11 protein-coding genes are annotated in these 15,879 nt (G+C 62.5%); 5 read left to right on the top strand and 6 right to left on the bottom strand.

Annotation, left to right across the window (positions count from 1 at the left end):
- Positions 1–723: 723 nt before the first annotated feature.
- Both ACFY0O_RS14365 and ACFY0O_RS14360 read left to right on the top strand, forming a co-directional pair.
- The gene (locus ACFY0O_RS14365; protein ID WP_388946883.1) at positions 724–1,257 is read left to right on the top strand and encodes a hypothetical protein; all 534 of its coding nucleotides are present in this window, start codon (positions 724–726) and stop codon (positions 1,255–1,257) included.
- 454 nt (positions 1,258–1,711) lie between these two features.
- Positions 1,712–3,442, top strand: coding sequence for an ATP-binding protein (locus ACFY0O_RS14360; protein WP_388946881.1), 1,731 nt, complete (start codon positions 1,712–1,714; stop codon positions 3,440–3,442).
- A 73-nt stretch (positions 3,443–3,515) separates the two neighbouring features.
- On the opposite strand, the gene dndE is transcribed toward ACFY0O_RS14360, so the two are convergent.
- The 4 genes from dndE to dndB are packed head-to-tail and all read right to left on the bottom strand — an operon-like array spanning position 3,516 to position 8,514.
- Positions 3,516–3,893 (bottom strand): DNA sulfur modification protein DndE, encoded by a 378-nt coding sequence (gene dndE, locus ACFY0O_RS14355; protein ID WP_388946879.1) that lies wholly within the window; start codon positions 3,891–3,893, stop codon positions 3,516–3,518.
- Positions 3,883–5,880 (bottom strand): DNA sulfur modification protein DndD, encoded by a 1,998-nt coding sequence (dndD, locus tag ACFY0O_RS14350; RefSeq protein ID WP_388946877.1) that lies wholly within the window; start codon positions 5,878–5,880, stop codon positions 3,883–3,885. The genes dndE and dndD overlap by 11 nt, the downstream gene beginning before the upstream one ends.
- A 4-nt stretch (positions 5,881–5,884) precedes the next feature.
- Entirely contained in the window at positions 5,885–7,387 is a 1,503-nt protein-coding gene (dndC, locus tag ACFY0O_RS14345; protein ID WP_388946875.1) for a DNA phosphorothioation system sulfurtransferase DndC, read from the bottom strand.
- Complete coding sequence (dndB, locus tag ACFY0O_RS14340; RefSeq protein ID WP_388946873.1) at positions 7,384–8,514, bottom strand: DNA sulfur modification protein DndB; 1,131 nt, start codon at positions 8,512–8,514, stop codon at positions 7,384–7,386. The genes dndC and dndB overlap by 4 nt, the downstream gene beginning before the upstream one ends.
- A gap of 74 nt (positions 8,515–8,588) precedes the next feature.
- On the opposite strand from dndB, the gene dndA reads away from it, so the two are divergent.
- Positions 8,589–9,740 (top strand): cysteine desulfurase DndA, encoded by a 1,152-nt coding sequence (dndA, locus tag ACFY0O_RS14335; protein WP_388946871.1) that lies wholly within the window; start codon positions 8,589–8,591, stop codon positions 9,738–9,740.
- Here dndA and ACFY0O_RS14330 read toward each other — a convergent pair.
- Positions 9,732–11,183: a DNA phosphorothioation-associated putative methyltransferase gene (locus ACFY0O_RS14330; RefSeq protein ID WP_388946869.1), complete on the bottom strand. Its 1,452-nt coding sequence runs from the start codon at positions 11,181–11,183 to the stop codon at positions 9,732–9,734. The genes dndA and ACFY0O_RS14330 overlap by 9 nt on opposite strands.
- 372 nt (positions 11,184–11,555) lie before the next feature.
- Here ACFY0O_RS14330 and ACFY0O_RS14325 point away from each other — a divergent pair, with 372 nt between their 5' ends.
- Positions 11,556–12,257 (top strand): hypothetical protein, encoded by a 702-nt coding sequence (locus tag ACFY0O_RS14325; protein ID WP_388946867.1) that lies wholly within the window; start codon positions 11,556–11,558, stop codon positions 12,255–12,257.
- Positions 12,258–12,356: 99 nt separating this feature from the next.
- The gene (locus tag ACFY0O_RS14320; protein WP_388946865.1) at positions 12,357–14,516 is read left to right on the top strand and encodes a hypothetical protein; all 2,160 of its coding nucleotides are present in this window, start codon (positions 12,357–12,359) and stop codon (positions 14,514–14,516) included.
- A gap of 480 nt (positions 14,517–14,996) precedes the next feature.
- On the opposite strand, the gene ACFY0O_RS14315 is transcribed toward ACFY0O_RS14320, so the two are convergent.
- Positions 14,997–15,842: a GNAT family N-acetyltransferase gene (locus ACFY0O_RS14315; protein WP_388946863.1), complete on the bottom strand. Its 846-nt coding sequence runs from the start codon at positions 15,840–15,842 to the stop codon at positions 14,997–14,999.
- Positions 15,843–15,879 lie beyond the last annotated feature (37 nt).

Raw genomic sequence — 15,879 nt, 5'->3', positions numbered from 1 at the left:
TGTGCAGTCAGCACTAGTGAGCGACTCGTGCGACTGCTGTCATTGTGGCGGGCTCAGGTATGTCGCAGTACCTATGCCGTTCCGGCAAGGCCAGCCAGGAAGCCATTGCCCGGCCGACGACGAGGCGCCTGACTGAGACAACTTCCTGCTGCTCCTTGCGCTTTGGAGCGTGTCGGACGCAGGTCGGCCGATGTCGATGCCCCTCAGGCAGGGCTGCCATACGACAGGTTGTCTTGATGGCTCCCGAGTCTAGCTGAGCCAGCATCAGGAGCCCCTGGTGCTGGACCGTGGGACCGAGATCCGACCTGGGGATCGATCTATGTAGCTGGCGTTGTGAAGAAGAACTACAGGTTTGGCCGGCGGTTGCCGGTTGGGCACGTGTAGGCGACGGCCCTAGCGACCACGCAGGGGGCCTGATCCGAGATGGTTCCAACGCCACCCGCTGGGGGCTGATCGGCATCGCACGTCTCGTAACCCCTGCTCCCCGCCAGCCCTTTGACCTGCACACCTGGTGTCCAACGCAACTTCCGTGACGGGAGGTGCTGTTTTGCTGTCCCCTAGGTGATGTGAGCGTTCCACCGCCGAGCGTCGGCGGCCTGCTCTACAGTTCCAACACCTGCTCATGCCGAAGTCGACCGAACGGCGACGACGGCCAAAGGGCGAGCGGGTCACAACTGAGTGGGTCCGACATACAGCAGTCGGGCACCCGGGGAGGGGCATTTGATGCTCCAGATCAACGACGTGCGCGCCGAGACGATGCGCCGTCTGTACGGGAAGAGCAAGGCAAGGGCGTGGGACGGCGAGTACCTCGACGTGCTCGACACCGCTCTGAACCTCGCACTTGGTCACAAACGTGTGGCCGATGATCCCGACCTCCTGTGCAGGAACGTCATCCGGGACGCGCGTCGTACGATCCGCCGCTCGGAGGCCAGTGCCCGCCGGCGTGCCGCTTGCCAGCCCCTGGCCGACGCTGCTCGCCGCCGAGTGTCCACGACCGCAGCGGATGGTTCGCTCGTCATCGATATGGTCACCTACGACACCCCCGAGGCGTGGGCACTCGCAGCCGAAACCATTCAGGAGCTGGCCGCCTTCGCTGCGACGATTGGCTCTCACGGCCTTGGCTGCCTCCAGGGCATGCTGGACATGGCGACCGTCTCTGACTCCGCCAGGCAGACCGGCGTCTCCGTGGCAACGGTTGAGCGTGCCCGACGCGCCCTCCGTGTCCACGCCCGGGCGCTCATCAGCGGCAGCGCATGACGATGTCCACCAAGGTTCACGTCCGGGTGGCTGAACCGTACGAGGGCACCTCCGGGGTCGCTCTCCGGTTCACGCGGAGCATCGTGAATATGCAGATCCCGACCGGGACCCTCGGGGCTTATCTACTGATGGAGCACGAGCAGGAAGGTGCGCGCCCGCTGTATGTGGGGCGGTCGGACAACTGCCTCCGGCGGAGATTGTCGCGTCATCCACTCCGCGGGTGTGCAACTCACTTCCTCGTGGCCCCGGCCCGCAACTCCCACCAGGCCTATGCGATCGAGTCGTACTGGTACCACCAGTACCGGTCCGCGGGCCACACGATCCGGAATCAGATACACCCTGCCAGCCCCGCCGGGACGGGCCGCCGTTGCCCGTTCTGCCCTGAAACGGCCATCGAACGCGCCTTGAGGCGGGCCCTTCCCCGACCACGCCCTTCTGACACCAGGAGCACATCATGACCACTGCCAGCATGGACATCATCCCGGTCGTCCTCTCCGGGCAGGCACTTCTCAGCCTCCGCGAGTCGGGCCACAACTTCCCGTCTGCTGTCGGAGAGGTGATCGACAACAGCCTCGAAGCCCGCGCGAACCACATTCAGATCATCACCGAGGAAGCGATGAAGAGCCGCAAGAAGACCCTCACCCAGGTCTCCTTCATCGATGACGGTGAGGGCATGGACGACGAGACGCTGCAGCACTATCTGCAGCTGGGCTTCTCCAAGAGGTTCATGTCCGAGAAGACCATCGGGAAGTTCGGTGTCGGTGCGAAGCTCGCCGGTCTCAGTGTCGGCATGCGCATCGACGCCTGGTCCCGCGTCGAGGGCAGCGAGCAGATCCGGCATGTGTTCTTCGATCTCGAAGAGGGCATTGAGGCCGAGAAGCGCGGCGACAAGGTCGGGATCTATCCTCCCGATGACGAGCCTCTCCCCCCCCACCTCGAGGTCTACTTTCCGGAGGGCTCGGGCACCATGGTGACGTGGTCGAAGATCGACCGGGTATCTGACGGCCATGGCCGGAGCACTCCGGATCACATTCGCAACGAGATGAACAAGGAGCTGGCACGCATCTTCCGCGAGTTCCTGAGCGGTGGCATCCGGATCACCGTCGACCACACGGACTTGAAGCCCCACGACCCGACGTTTCTCCGTAAGGGCACCTGGGCCGACCAGGTGCTCACCGAGGAACTGGCACGCACCAACGGCGAGTCACGCGCTGAGGCACGGCACTTCCACGGTCAGGTGTTCTTCAACGAAGAAGTCAAGGTGCAGGGCACTGATCACAAGATCCGCGTCGTCATCGCTCTGGCACCGCCCGAGATCCTGCGCTTCAAGGGCGCTGGCGGCGACGCCTTCGCCAAGCGGCTGCGGATCCCGGAGAACGAGGGCGCCATCAGCTTCATGCGGCTTGACCGCGAGATCAGCTACACCCCCGTAGCCAAGCTCTTTCCCTCCGGCATCCAAACCAAGGACCGGTACATCGGCTTCGAGGTCTACTTCACCCCGGAGCTCGACCGCATGATGGGCGTTCGCAACGTGAAGCGCGGGGCCGTCCCCGCTGATGAGCTCCGCAGGACCCTGCGGACCATCGCGGAGAGCGTTATCCCAAAGGCGCGTGACGAGATCGACCGGGTGTGGGGCGAGGTCAACCGCGACGACGCAGTGAAGTCCGGCGAGCACGCCCCCATCACGAAGGCCCTCAAGGACGTGGACCGCACCATGCCCAAGGCCCGGGTCAAGCAGGTTCCCACGCCGGCTCAGCAGGAGAGGGAGTACGACAACCTGGCGAAGGACGCTGGACGGAACACGACGGAGGAGGAGAAGGCTGCCTACGTGGAGGAGATCAAGGAGCTTCCATTCGTCATCGAGACGGTGGATGTTCCCGGAGATGATCTCTTCCAGCTCACGCACCTCAAGGACCAGACGATCATCCGGTTGAACCAGCGCCACGTCTTCTACCAGGAGATGTACGAGCCCTTGCAGCTGCTGTCGAAGGAGGGCAGCACGGGCACTGGGCCCAACGTGTCCGCAACGGCTCGCCGAGCCGTCGAAGCGATCACCCTGCTCCTCGTGGCGTACGCGAAGGCCGAGTCCATGCACGAGACGCCCGTCGACCAGTACAAGGAGCTGCGAAAGTGGTGGGGCAGCTTCACCGAGCAGTACCTCACGAAGATCAAGGATGTCCTCTGAGCTCAGCTGACGGCTCGCGGACAGTATGAAGGGCCGGCAGGACACATGGGTGTCGCGCCGGCCCTTCGGGCTGCTAAGCCACCGCGAGCGACATGAAGTCGCTGATGCTTCTCAGATTGCGCCGCCCGTGGAGGAAGCCGACCCCGCGGTGAATGTGGATGATCAACGTACGGGATACGGCTTCGTCCGTGGGCTCCTCTCCGTCTGCGAGGCACCGTTGTTTCAGCAAGGCTAGGTATACGTCTCCGTAGGCCCCGGCGAACGTCTTCCAGCTCATCTCGACGTTTGAGTCGGTGACGACGTCCTTCACTAGCGGAGTCGAAGCGTCACGCAGCGACAGGGCAAGGGCCCAGCGGCATAGGACATTCCAGTGTGTAATGCCTGTGTGGCGCTTGAGCCAGACGAGCTGGTCCTTCGCCGTCTGCGAGAGGCGGATGGTCTCAAGCGACATGCGCTGCTCCTGCGGTCCACCAGTAGCCCGGTTCGACGGTGGTGGTGAAGGTCCTGTCATCGTGCACGAGGGTGTACGTATGGGAGAGATATGGCTTGAGGCGACCGAGTAGCTTCTCATCGATCTCCTCGTCCGTGGACAGGAGCAGCACCTGGCGACCAGCCTTGGGGAAGTAACGGTCCACGAGGTGCTCCCGGTGCTTGCTGTCCAGGCGGCCGAGCGGGGTGTCGATGATGCTCGGCAGCCGGTTGCCCGCGGTCTTAGCCAGCCCCCACAGGAGGGAGACCGCAAGCAGCTGACGCTCGCCGGCGCTCAACCGGCTGGGGTCGATGGTCTCGCCGTCCGGCCCAGTGAGGGCAAGAGCAAACTTGTCGTCCGTGTTGATTTCGATGTCACGGATGAGACCCTGCTTACGCATGAGCGTATTGAAGCTGTGCAAAACAGCGGCTTCGACGTTTTCGATGTGGTGGGCGAGAAGATCGTCCCCGAGCTGCTCAAGGGTGCCCCGTGTCTTCTCTGAATACTTGACCACTCGCTTGAGCCACTCAGAACGCCACTCGGCCGCACGACGGGAGCGATGAACACGGTCCAGCTCTTCCTCAAGCCGTCGGCGTCGCGCGACTGCTTCAGTGTGGAGGTTTTCGCCTCGCTGGAACTCGGCCTGTGCGACCGCCATCCTGTCCATAGCAGTCTGGCGCTCATCAACGAGCCGGCCAATGAACTCATCGTCAGGCACGGCTTCCACCCGTTGCTGCGCGACCTCGAGGTGCTCCGCGATGTCGGCAGCTTCCTGCAGGAGATCGCGGGCACGGGCAAGGTCACTAGCCAGGGCTTGGTCCAGTGCTGACAATTGCAGCAAGGCGTCGTGCGGAAGCCCCAGGTTATGCTCCAAGTCTGTGGCCGCCGCACGCTTCTTGCGGTCGCTAGTCAGCTTCTTCTGCAGCGCGGAGCGGGCGTCAGCGGGCAGCTCCTCAGCGACCTGCTTGAGCAGCCACTCGTCGCGCTCCTCTAGGACGCCGAGAAAGCGCGAGGCGTCATCGGCTTCCTTTTCCAGGCTTGCCTGCTTCTTGACGCCGGCGAGCTGATCCTGCAGGAGCAGAAGGGGAAGCGGGCCCTCGGCTAGAGAGACCAAAGCCTTGTTCGTAGCCACCGATTGATTCTTGACGCGGTTACGCTCGGCCTCCAGTTCCTTTCTGCGCTCGTACTCGTTGCCGCCTGCATCCTCAAACTTTCCCTCGATGTCACCCAAGTCTTTTTGCCGCACGAGAAGCTCTGAACGGGCAGCCGCCATGAGTTGGTGGGCGTCAGATGCGGCCTGGGTGGCCTGCTCCAACTCCAGTTCCTGCTTGCGGATCTTGTTCAGTACATCTTGGTCGGCATCGGACAGTCGCTGACGGTTCTCAAGGGTCTTGAGGAGCTGGCGCAGTCGTTCTACGGCACTGACGCCGAGGAGGGAGTGAATGGCGGACTCGATGACCCTGGCTGCGCTGCGTGGGTCGGCAAGCTCCTCGATCTTCTCTCCGTCGAAGAAGAAGAGTGTGGCTACGTCGAGCGGAAGGATCGTCTCGACGTGATCGGCCCAACCCTCCGTCATTGTGCGGCTGAACTCTCCGTCGACCAAGACAGTCAGAAATTCACGCAGAGTCTTACTGCCGGTGAAGTACCAGTTCCTGACAACTCGGTAGTAGCGTTCTTCTCCCTCTACGATAATGGAGAATTCCAAGGCGATGGACGCGCCTTCAGCGGGGTCGGCCTTCCTATTGATGCACTGCTGAAGGTAGTCATTGTAGGGGCGGCTGCCGCGGCCGCTGCAGTCTGCTTTGGGACCATAGAGAACGAGCTGGATGGCATCGAGAAGTGTGGTCTTACCGCAGCCGTTCAGTCCGCCGATTAGGACGATGGGGCGTCCGGGCTCTGTGCGGAGGTCGAGCCGTTGTTCGCCTTGGTAGGCCCCAAAGTCGCGCAGCGTGATGTTATGCAGGAGCATCGTTCTACTCTTCGTCCAAAGTCAGGGCCTGGGGCTGTTCTGCGGTCTCGGGTCGGATGCCACCCTCGTGCGTAGCTTGCTTAAGCTGCGCGAATTCCAGCGCGTCTTCTTTACTTTCGTAGAACCCCTTCTCGATCACCTTTTCGAGAGCCTCGTAGAGACCCTTTCGCCGCGTCTTGGTCCTGTATTCACGTTCGACAGCCAGTAGTTCACGGACCATGGTGAAGTGGATCTCGTCGTCACCGCAGATCTTGCGAAGGAGGTCGATCTCGTTTGCGCGGATGACCAGGCTTTCCTCCAGGTCTTGCCCGGGGAACTTCTCGCCCGTCTCCTCCTCGTAAATCCGCGGGAGAATGTCTTCTACCTCGTGCTTCTTGAACACCCAGATGCGACGGATTTCATGGAGCTCTTCCATCGTCACCAGCTCGATGTTGCGGGCCTCCTCGGGACCTTCCTTACGGACGTGCGCCTGGGCGCGAAGCAGCTTCCGCAGCCAGTCCTCACGAGCCTTCTGGGTGTAGGGGCCCTGGATGATGCGGTCGTTGAACAGCTGCACGCGGCCGTTCATCCGACGGAAGTCACGTGTCTCTTTCTCTTTCGACACATCGTCCAGCTCGTTGCGCAGAGAGAGGAGGGGACGCATCCACTTCTTTTGCTGCGGGTCGTTCTGGATCATGGCAGTCATGGACTTGTCCTGGTCCACAAGCGTGCATGTCCAGCAGCCGAACCGGCTGTCACCGCAGGACGGGGTGGTGTCGTCCACAACCAGCGGACATTCGGAGTCGCTGGATGCCCCCTGATACATGGTGAGCAGGTCCTTGTTCTTGTAGCCCCATGGATTGGCCTGCTGCATGAGGAACGCCCAGACCTCATCGTTGGTCCAGTCCTCGATGGGGCTGTACACGAGCGAGTTTGGGAGGTTGCCGTTGGGGGATAGGCGGTCGCGCACGCGCCGCTTCTCGTGCTTTGCCATAGCTCGAGCGCGGGCTTGACTTTCAGCCTTGCGGATGCCGAGGACGAGGATGGCCTCACCGTGACGACGTACAACCTGGCGAATGAAGCGGTTCGATGGTTTGATCTTCATGCGCTCAGTGCACCAACGGAACTTCGGCCGAGGGGCCGGGTAGCCGCGGCCAATCAAGTTGACCCAGAAGGTGTCCTCCACCTTGGGGGTGAGCCGATGCGGTTCGATCGGCAGGCTCTGCTCGGTCGCAGCCTTCTTCATCGTCTCAAGTGATTGCGACACCCAGGCGGCAACGATTGGATTCTCGACCAGGGTGTCAGTACTGATCACATACACCGGCTTGGTGCGCTGGTCAGCCGGCAATCCTTGCAGAGCAAGCCATACGAGTTGAAGGACAGCAGTGGAATCCTTACCACCGCTGTAGCCGATTACCCAAGGCACCTCGTCCGCGGTGTAGAGCTCACGTACTTCATCCGTTAGCTCGTTCACAATCTCGGAAAGGCCCCGGCCCTGGAAAGCCACGGGACGTGCCACGGTGCTCATGCATCTCCTCGTGCGTATGCGTCCTCTACACGCTGTTCTTCGGGGCTTAGCCGAAGGTCCATGTGCTGTCGGAGGTAATTCACGGTCAAAGTCAGGTTTTGGTGGCTCTTTGACACCCGGCCACCCACGAGTGCTCGTCCTTCCCAGTCGATGTTCCCGCGCGTCCAGTCCACAGACTTCAAGCGGGCCAACTTCGACTTCCACGCTTTGGGCGCATTCGCGTTCCTCAGGAGGGTGTTACCGATTCTTCCTAGGGCGTGCAATGCGATGCCATGGCTATGGATGAAGTCACGACGAACCTCGGGTGCAGTCAACTCGCGGCGGCGCACCAAAGACCATTCCGGGATGACCACGTCAATAGCCTCCCAGTACTCCTCAGCGAGCGTCTGCGCTTGTTCCTTCTCAACTTCAAGCCCTTGAAGAAGTGACTGGGTTGCGTAATAGACCGCACTGAGAGTGAAAAGCTTGCGCGACCGCTGGGAGAGGGTGCTGTTCTCCATCTCCACGTGCCCCTTGAAGACGGGCGATTTCATCGCAAGGAGTCGGGTAATGATGGCTAGGTCGTCTCGGTGGTCGTACAGCACGCCGATGGACCGGGCCGGGCGAACGGCGTGTCGGTTGAGGTCGGCGAACATCTGCTGGCAGCGGGCTAGGCCGGCATCGTGGAAGAAGACGACGGCGATGGTCTCTTCGCCGAGATCCGGGTTCTCCTTGAGTGCCTGCTCGATCGCAGCGCGGCGGTGCTGGCCGTCGTTGATGAGGAAGCGCGCGGCCATGGGGATGCGGATCTGCCCTGCCCGCATCCCCACACCGGAGTCGGAGATGCTCTCAAAGTACATCTCGCCATCCACGGACGCCGTCAGCGCACTGAAAACGTAATCGTCCGGATTGTCCACGATGTACCGAGTGAGGGCTGGGAGTCTCCCCTTGTTCAGCACCCGCTGGGCGCGCACTTCAGGGGCCAGCTCGTCCTCATCGAACAGGAAGATCTTCGGAATGAGGCGAAGCGGACACATGGACACGTAGAACTCGCGCCCCGCCTGGACTCCTCGGATGGCTGGGAAGATGTACTCGAAGCCTGAAGAGGTGGCAGCGTCGGCGAGCTGCGAAGGTGACTGTGATCCCACCTGCGCAACGGTATCGTACTTGTACGTCAGGGATTAGACGTACAGGTCGTGCAGGATTAACGCACAGAGGTGTGGTGGGGCTAGTGGTGACGTATCTCGATGCGGCAGCGACCACGCGCGTGGACCCGCGTGTGGCTGAGGTTGTCCTGCATTGGATGACTGAAGAGTTCGGCAACGCGGGCAGCCGCACCCATGAGTACGGCTCCCGGGCGAAACGTGCCGTGCAGCGTGCGCGGCAGTACCTAGCCGGCACGTTCAATGCCGAGGTGGATGAGTTGATCTTCACCAGCGGTGCGACTGAGGGCAACAACATCGCGCTGCTGGGTCTAGCCCCCCATGGCGAAGAGAGTGGCCGACGTCACATTATCACCTCTGCAATTGAGCACAAAGCGGTCATCGAGCCTCTTGAGCACCTGCAGACACGAGGCTTCGAGGTCGACTTCATCGAACCTGGCCCGTCAGGGCGCGTCAGCGTCGACGCCGTGATGGAACGCTTGCGGCCGGACACCCTGCTGGTGTCGCTCATGCACGTCAACAACGAGACCGGAGTCGTACAGCCTGTCGCTGAGCTCGCTCAGAAGCTGCGGGAGACATCCACGTACATGCACGTGGATGCCGCGCAGGGCTACGGGAAGCTGACGCCGGACCTCACGGCACCGATCGACTTGATCAGCGTCAGCGGCCACAAGATCGGAGGCCCCAAGGGCGTCGGAATGCTGCTGGCCCGCCACCGTGGCTGGGACACCCTGCCCCTCAAGCCGATCATGTTTGGCGGCGGTCAGGAACGGAACTTGCGACCGGGTACCCTCCCGGTCCCGTTGATCATGGGGTTGGCTGAGGCGGCGAAGATCTTCCACAAGGAACACGCCCAGTGGGGCAAGGAGGCGACTGCTTTCCGCATCCGGCTCCTGGACGCCCTCGCGAAGACCCGCTTCCGGGTCAATGGCGATCAGGATCACACTGTTCCTCACATTCTCAACCTGACGTTCGACGGCGTAGACGCCGAGGCGCTCATCGTGATGTTGAAGGACCAGGTCGCCGTAGCGACGGGCTCTGCCTGTACGAGCGCCTCCTACACCCCCAGCCACGTCCTGACCGCCATGGGTCTGCCCGAAGAAGTGGCTTCCAACGGGCTCCGCCTGTCGTGGTGCCCCAACGAGACGATGGACCTGGACCCCACCGAGCTGGCAAATACGATCATGCGCTTGCAGCCGGACTCAGCTTGATCGGTCATGCGGTGCCCGCCGGACCAGACGATGCCCCCGCAACTCGCGCCCACAGCGGAGGAGCTCGGCTTCCCAGCCGTTCTCCGTACCGATGAGGTGAGGGTGCTCGTACAGCCCCGCTCTCGCCTCTGCTGCCGTGAGTCGTTTGTACCGCTCGACGTCCGGATCGTCGGGAGCCAGGAACTCGTGCTTGCGGTGCAGCAGAGGCCGGTTCATGGATTCCGCGTATGAGGTGTGGGAGGCCTCGAGAGTTTTGAGGTCTACCTGGTACGACGACAAGATCCGCGGGTGCGGGTCGCTGTCGAAGTCGGGGTAGTCGAGCCAGCTCACTGCGCGTCCTTGGTGACGCAGCTTGGCCACGGTCCAATCCTGTGGACGGCCGGCCGCGATCGAGGCGCAGTGCTCGTACAGACGCAGGACCGTGGGCATGCGGTCGAGGGCGCGCTGGTGGACGTACAACGCGGTTGGGGTCAGCTTCCCAACCGCGGAGGCGTTCATGGCTCCGCGTAGGTACGCGTCGTCGCGGAGTTTCAGCAGGAGACGGTCGGATCGCTGGCATGCCTCCTTGTAGGAGGTGAAGAAGGCGCGGACATCGAGCTGGACACTGACGGGGAGGCTGTTGAAAGGGCCGCGGCCGTTGAAGAGCTCGACGGCCAGGAAGAGCAGGGTATTGAGCATGGACCGCTTGCGGCCCTCCTCGACCTTGGCTTCCTCGGCAGAGTCCCGGACAAGGCGACGCAGTTCATTGGGGCGTAGGTGGCCGAGACACTCAGCCATTGGCTGTGGCACTTCCTCCATGCGGGGGAGGCGCCCGCGCCGCTCCATGTGGTCGACCACTGCGGCGATCGCCGAGGTCGTGTCTTCGGAGGCGAGCCACTCCGCGTCGGGAACGATCCGTTGAGCGAGGTAGCCCAGCCGCGCCCTCTCGTCCTTAAAGGCATAGACGATCCCTGGTGCCGCGGAGACTGTCCGCACGCCCGTTACTTCTTCAACGTAGTTGCGAAGTTCGCTCGCCCCGAAGAGGTGCTGGAACGTCTGCCGGCTGGTTAGCAGGCCGTCACCGAACGTCTCACCGCGAATCTTTGACCTTTCCCAGGTCAGGCGCGCTGAGGCGACCAGGACTGTTCCCGCCAGTTCCCACGCTGTCTTCAGCGTCCGACGCCGCTCCTGCGGCTCTTCGATGACGTTGAGGACGTAGGTAAGAAGAACAACGTCCGCGGGCTCCAGCGTCGTCTTGGGTAGGTAGAACGGGTCCCAACCAACGGCGCGGTAGTCCAGCTTCTGAAGGGTGCGCACGTCACCACCGCGGCCACAACCGTAGTCAAGGACGGTACGTCCGGGGAGTACTTGTCTGTCGATCACTGCCTGTCTGGCGGGCACGGAGAGGTGTGCGCGACTGATCGCGGTGAGTCTGCGGTCGCTGCTCCATGCCTGCTGCTCCATGCTCACGCCCTTGCAAACTTGGGGGACGCCCGCAGGGTAACGGCGGGGAGGTGCGCCACCCACAGCCCGGGCACTGTCCGTTTGTTTGGTGAAGCTTCCGCTGCGACAACTGCACCACCGACCCGAGCCCTCGAACCCGACGCGCACTCGGCTGTCAGCCCGGCCGCCAGCCCGCCGTCTGGACAAGGGACCTTCACAGCCGGCGATGCATGGGGAACCGCCGCGAAGGGTTGGTGGTCGGCATACTCTGATCTAGGTCCGCCGCCTGGACCGTCAGAGAAGAGCAACAAACAACAGAAGACGGGGTCGATCTTGGGGGCAGTGGAGGACGCGCGTGCTGGGGCTGAGGATCACGCAGCATCGCGATTCGGCATGCTCGAAGTTGAACAGGCACCCGAGTCGCCAGGGATTTACGCCTGGTATGTGAGGTTCCAGGCGAGCCCTCAGGACTGGGAGACGAAGCCGGTCGACGGTCAGGATGCTTCTATCGAGGGGTTCCTCGGTCTTTTGCGTGAGTACGCCAGCTACTACGAACCGCTACCCATAACTCTCCGCGGGTCTGCCCCTTACGGGGGCCGGTGGGATGGGGTCCTTGAGCTTGACCATGGCGTCAGCCGGCGCGAGTTCCAACTGCGTGCCGAGGACGTCGACCGCCGGGAGAGGGAACGGCGGGAGCGGGACAGGGATGCCTTGGAAAACACCATCAGCTCGCAGACGGGGCGTCGCTTGCTGGCTCAGTTCCTTGCTCGTGCGACGCCGGTCTTCTCGTCCCCGTTGTATATCGGCGTTGCTGAGAATCTCAATGAGCGTCTCCAGAGACATCGCACGAGCTACAACAAGGCTATGGAGTGGCTCCGAACCAATCCCAATGATGCAGACAGGCTGAGGGCAGACGCAAGGACATTCGGGCAGCGTGCTGCATCGCGAGGTATTGCAATGGAAAACCTGGAAGCTTGGGTCATTGATCTGAAGGTGCTCGAATCAAATATTGACGCCAAGTCTCTGCGTGAGAGCGCCCAATCGGCAGAGTGGTTGCTCCACCGTCTTTTCGCGCCAATTCTGGGAAGGCAGTGATCTGTTTTGTTCCGTTCTACCGTCAAGAGTACGTTTCGCGACTACGTGCAGGGGACTTGGGGCACCTTCAGTACCCCTGCCGGGCGGGTCGAATACATTATGACCAAGGCGCGCTTGGGGCAGGAGTCCCCGGCGCCCGAGCGGCTATTGACACAGCACTTGTCCCCGGTTCGCGAGGTGATGGATGCGGATGTCCTCGACTTCAATCAACTGCTCCAGCGCGACCTCGATGACCACCGTGTTGCAACGGGCTTGATCCCCTATCTGCTCAAGAACCGTGCGACCGGACCCGCGTTCTTCCCGCCGATCATGGCTGTTCTCTTGCCTTTCAGCGAGGGGGCGCCCTCGCGTTTTCCTGCGTTTGGGGAAACGGAGAAGGTCGAAGACCAAGATCTTGTCTGGAAGCAAGTGCAGGCGGGCGATGCCTTTGCTGTGCGACGCGTGGTCGACGAGCAGGGGGAGTACCACCCTGTGAACTTGGCCCAGCTGCGTTGGAATGAGCATGCTTCCAGACTGGTTGTTCTGGACGGCCAGCATAGGGCGATGGCGCTGCTCGCCATTGACCGCACTATGTCGCACAAGTGGAGGGGAAGTCGAGGTGAGAAATTCCGCGATTTCTATGAGAAGCAGGTGCAGAGGTACCTCGCAGACGAGGCCATCTCCTCCCACGTGGACTTGTCCAACGTCGAAGTCCCTGTCACTGTTTGCTGGTTTCCTGATCGGGTCGGCGAATCAGGTCACGCGCACGAGGCGGCGCGAACCCTGTTCGTTGACGTGAACAAGGAGGCTAAAGCCCCAAGTGAGTCGAGGATCATCCTGCTCTCCGATGCAGAGCTTGTGAATGTCCTTACCCGCAGTATGCTCAGCGGCCTAAGGCGTCCTGAGAGTGACGGCCTGATTCCCCTGTATGCCGTCGAGTACGACAATCCCGACGTCAACACAACTCGGCCGGCGCGCTGGTCTGTCATGACGAACATTCACCTACTCAAGGAAGCGGTGAACCGTTGCGTTTTTGGTCCGCCGAAATATTTGAGGGATGTCACGAAGAAGATTAGTAGTCGTGAAAATAAGCCTGAGCGGGATGCCTTCATGCGGCAGCAGCTTGAAGTAGGGAAGCTGTTTAAGGCGGAGGTGCAGGACGAAGGATTCACGTACCGCCGGGACGCCATTGGTAATGAGAACTTCCCGCTTGGAAAGTCCGAGGTTCTGAGTGCTCGCTTCTCCGAGACTTGGGGGATTTCTATCCTCACCTTGCTGTCGAAAGTAGCCCCCTACGCCGCGCACGCTCGCGCTCTCCGTCGAATGGAGGCGGGTTGGAGTGGTGTGGAGATCTTCGCTTCGCTCGCGCGCGATGCGCTATTTGGTGGCGTAGGAGTGTACTGGACATTGAAAGACAGCTATGAGCACTACAAGGAAGAGTCGCGAAACAAGCCGGGGGTCAGTCGGCGGAAGCCGGACGATGATGTTCTCCGAGCTTGGGAGGTGATACAGGAGAAGGAGGGGTCTTTCGAGGTGCTTCGGGCGGAAGAATACCTCGGATCGACCGCAGAGGACAAGCGTGAGGCTAGCAAGTCTGCGTACCTGGTGCTGAATACTCACGCCTGCCAACTCGGCCTGGCCATGACGTTGGGCTCCCTTTGGGAGCTGAGGAAGAGCGAAATTAAGAAATGGAAGCTTGACGAGCTTCCAGAATTTACTGACGCGCTCGCGCGAGGGTGGAACGCCTTCTTCCTGAACGATGCAGGAAAGGGGAGGGTTCGGGACAGGCGACTCGCCTTTGGTAAAACGGTTCCGGATCCAATTAACCAGATTCCAAAACTGGAAACAGCGCGTGCCGTTTACTTCCGATACTTCTGGCTCCAGGCTCTTGCCGGCCCTGACTCGTGGAAGCACGTCGCTGAGTGGTTCGACGGGCGAGAGGGATTCGAGAGGTTGGTGTCGGACGCCCGCAGGATGTACCTGGCCTTCTGTATCGAGGAACGCGTCAAAGCACTCAAGACCAGCAAGCCAGGTCAGACGGACGCCCAGCGACGCAGCGCGGCGGAAGACTTGGCCACCAAGGCACTTCGCAAGGCGCTGGTGAACTGGTTCTTCGTGGAGGAGTCAGAGTTCGATGCGTGGCTCTCTCCTGCTCTTGCGAGCGTGGCCCGGGACGCTGCTGCAACTGCGGACGACAACGGGGATTCCACAGATGACGACGAGGCGGTTGATGCAGACTCTCGTCCGCTGAGCTACGAGGAGTTGCTCGACGAGGAGTGACAGTCTGGCCAAGTCATCCTCTGTAAGCGAGGCTGACTGCCGACTGGCCGGTGTCGCGCCACGGTTGCTCGACACAGGCAAACGACAGCTTTGTGGCACGCCGAGTTGCATGATGGGTGAAGGATCGCCTCCTGCGTGAGCGATGCGTGAGCGGACGGGCTTGGAGGATCTTGATCCAAGCCCGTTAAGGCTCACTCAGCTGGACGGCGAGGGGCCGCTGACCAGGCACTTAAGGACAGGTAGGGGTCAGGCTTGATCGTCCTGGACGATCTCCCCGGGACTCATAATCCGTCGGCCGTGGGTTCGAGTCCCACCCGCCCCACCGCAAGCCGCAGGTGAAGAATCGTTCTCACCTGCGGCTCCGGCGTTTTCTGGGGTCGTCGCGCAGGCAGGTGACGAGCGTCACGGGGGAGGAACGGCAGAAGCCCCAGGTCCCGGTGAGTGAGTCCTGGGGCTTCCACGGATCCGCTGCCGGGCGGCTCAGGCTTCGGCGGGCTCCGCGGTCAGGGCCGTGCCCACGCGCCGGAAGCCGAGGCGGCCGTACATCCTCGCCACGTCGTCATCGCTCGCGGAGAGGAAGACGACCTCGCTGCCCTGCGCACGCGCGTCGGCGATCAGGGCCGCCGTCACCGCGAGGCCCAGGCCGCGCCGACGGGCGGCGGGAAGGGTTCCCACGGCGACGACCTCGCTGACGCCGTCCACTGAGTTGCGCTGTCCCGAGCTGAGGACGTCGCCCTCCTCCAGGGCGGCGGCGATCCCGGTCAGCCCGGCGCGGATGCGGGCCGTGGAGCGCTCCACGGAGCCGTCGCCCGCGCGGGACTCCACCACCTCGGCCAGTTCGGCGGAGCCGGCCGCTCCGACCGTGGTGCCCGGTGCCGCGAAGGCGACGTGCGGCATGGCCAGGGCCCCGGCCAGTGCCTCGTCGCCCGGGGTCAGCATCCGTACGGAGACCCCTTCCTGCGGGTCGTCCAGGGCGGTCGCGGAAGCGTCGTCCACCAGCACCATCAGCGGGTACTCGTGCACTTCCAGCCCGGACTCCTCGACCGCGGCCCGCAGCCCGGGGGCGGTCTCGGCGACCCATTCGAAGGCTTCCGGTACGCCGAGCTCGCGCTGCCGGGCACGGACCGCGCTCACGTCCGCGGCGGTCACCGGCCGCCCCTGCCACCCGCGCAGCGGACGGGCGTAGAAGGGCCAGCCCGAGCCCTCCCTGATGAACAGGGTCAGCGGCCCGTGGTCCTCGGCGCGGGCACCGTTGCGCGGAACCGCGTCGAAGAAGCCCTCCAGTCGTTCCAACAGGGCCTGAGCGGTATCAGCGTGCGGTTCCATCGGAAATCGTTCTCCTTGTTCCACGTCGGACCGAATG

Source organism: Streptomyces sp. NPDC001594 (genome assembly GCF_042893675.1).
In the GTDB taxonomy this organism is placed as follows: Bacteria; Actinomycetota; Actinomycetes; order Streptomycetales; family Streptomycetaceae; genus Streptomyces.
This window is presented reverse-complemented; position numbering and strand designations above follow the sequence as displayed.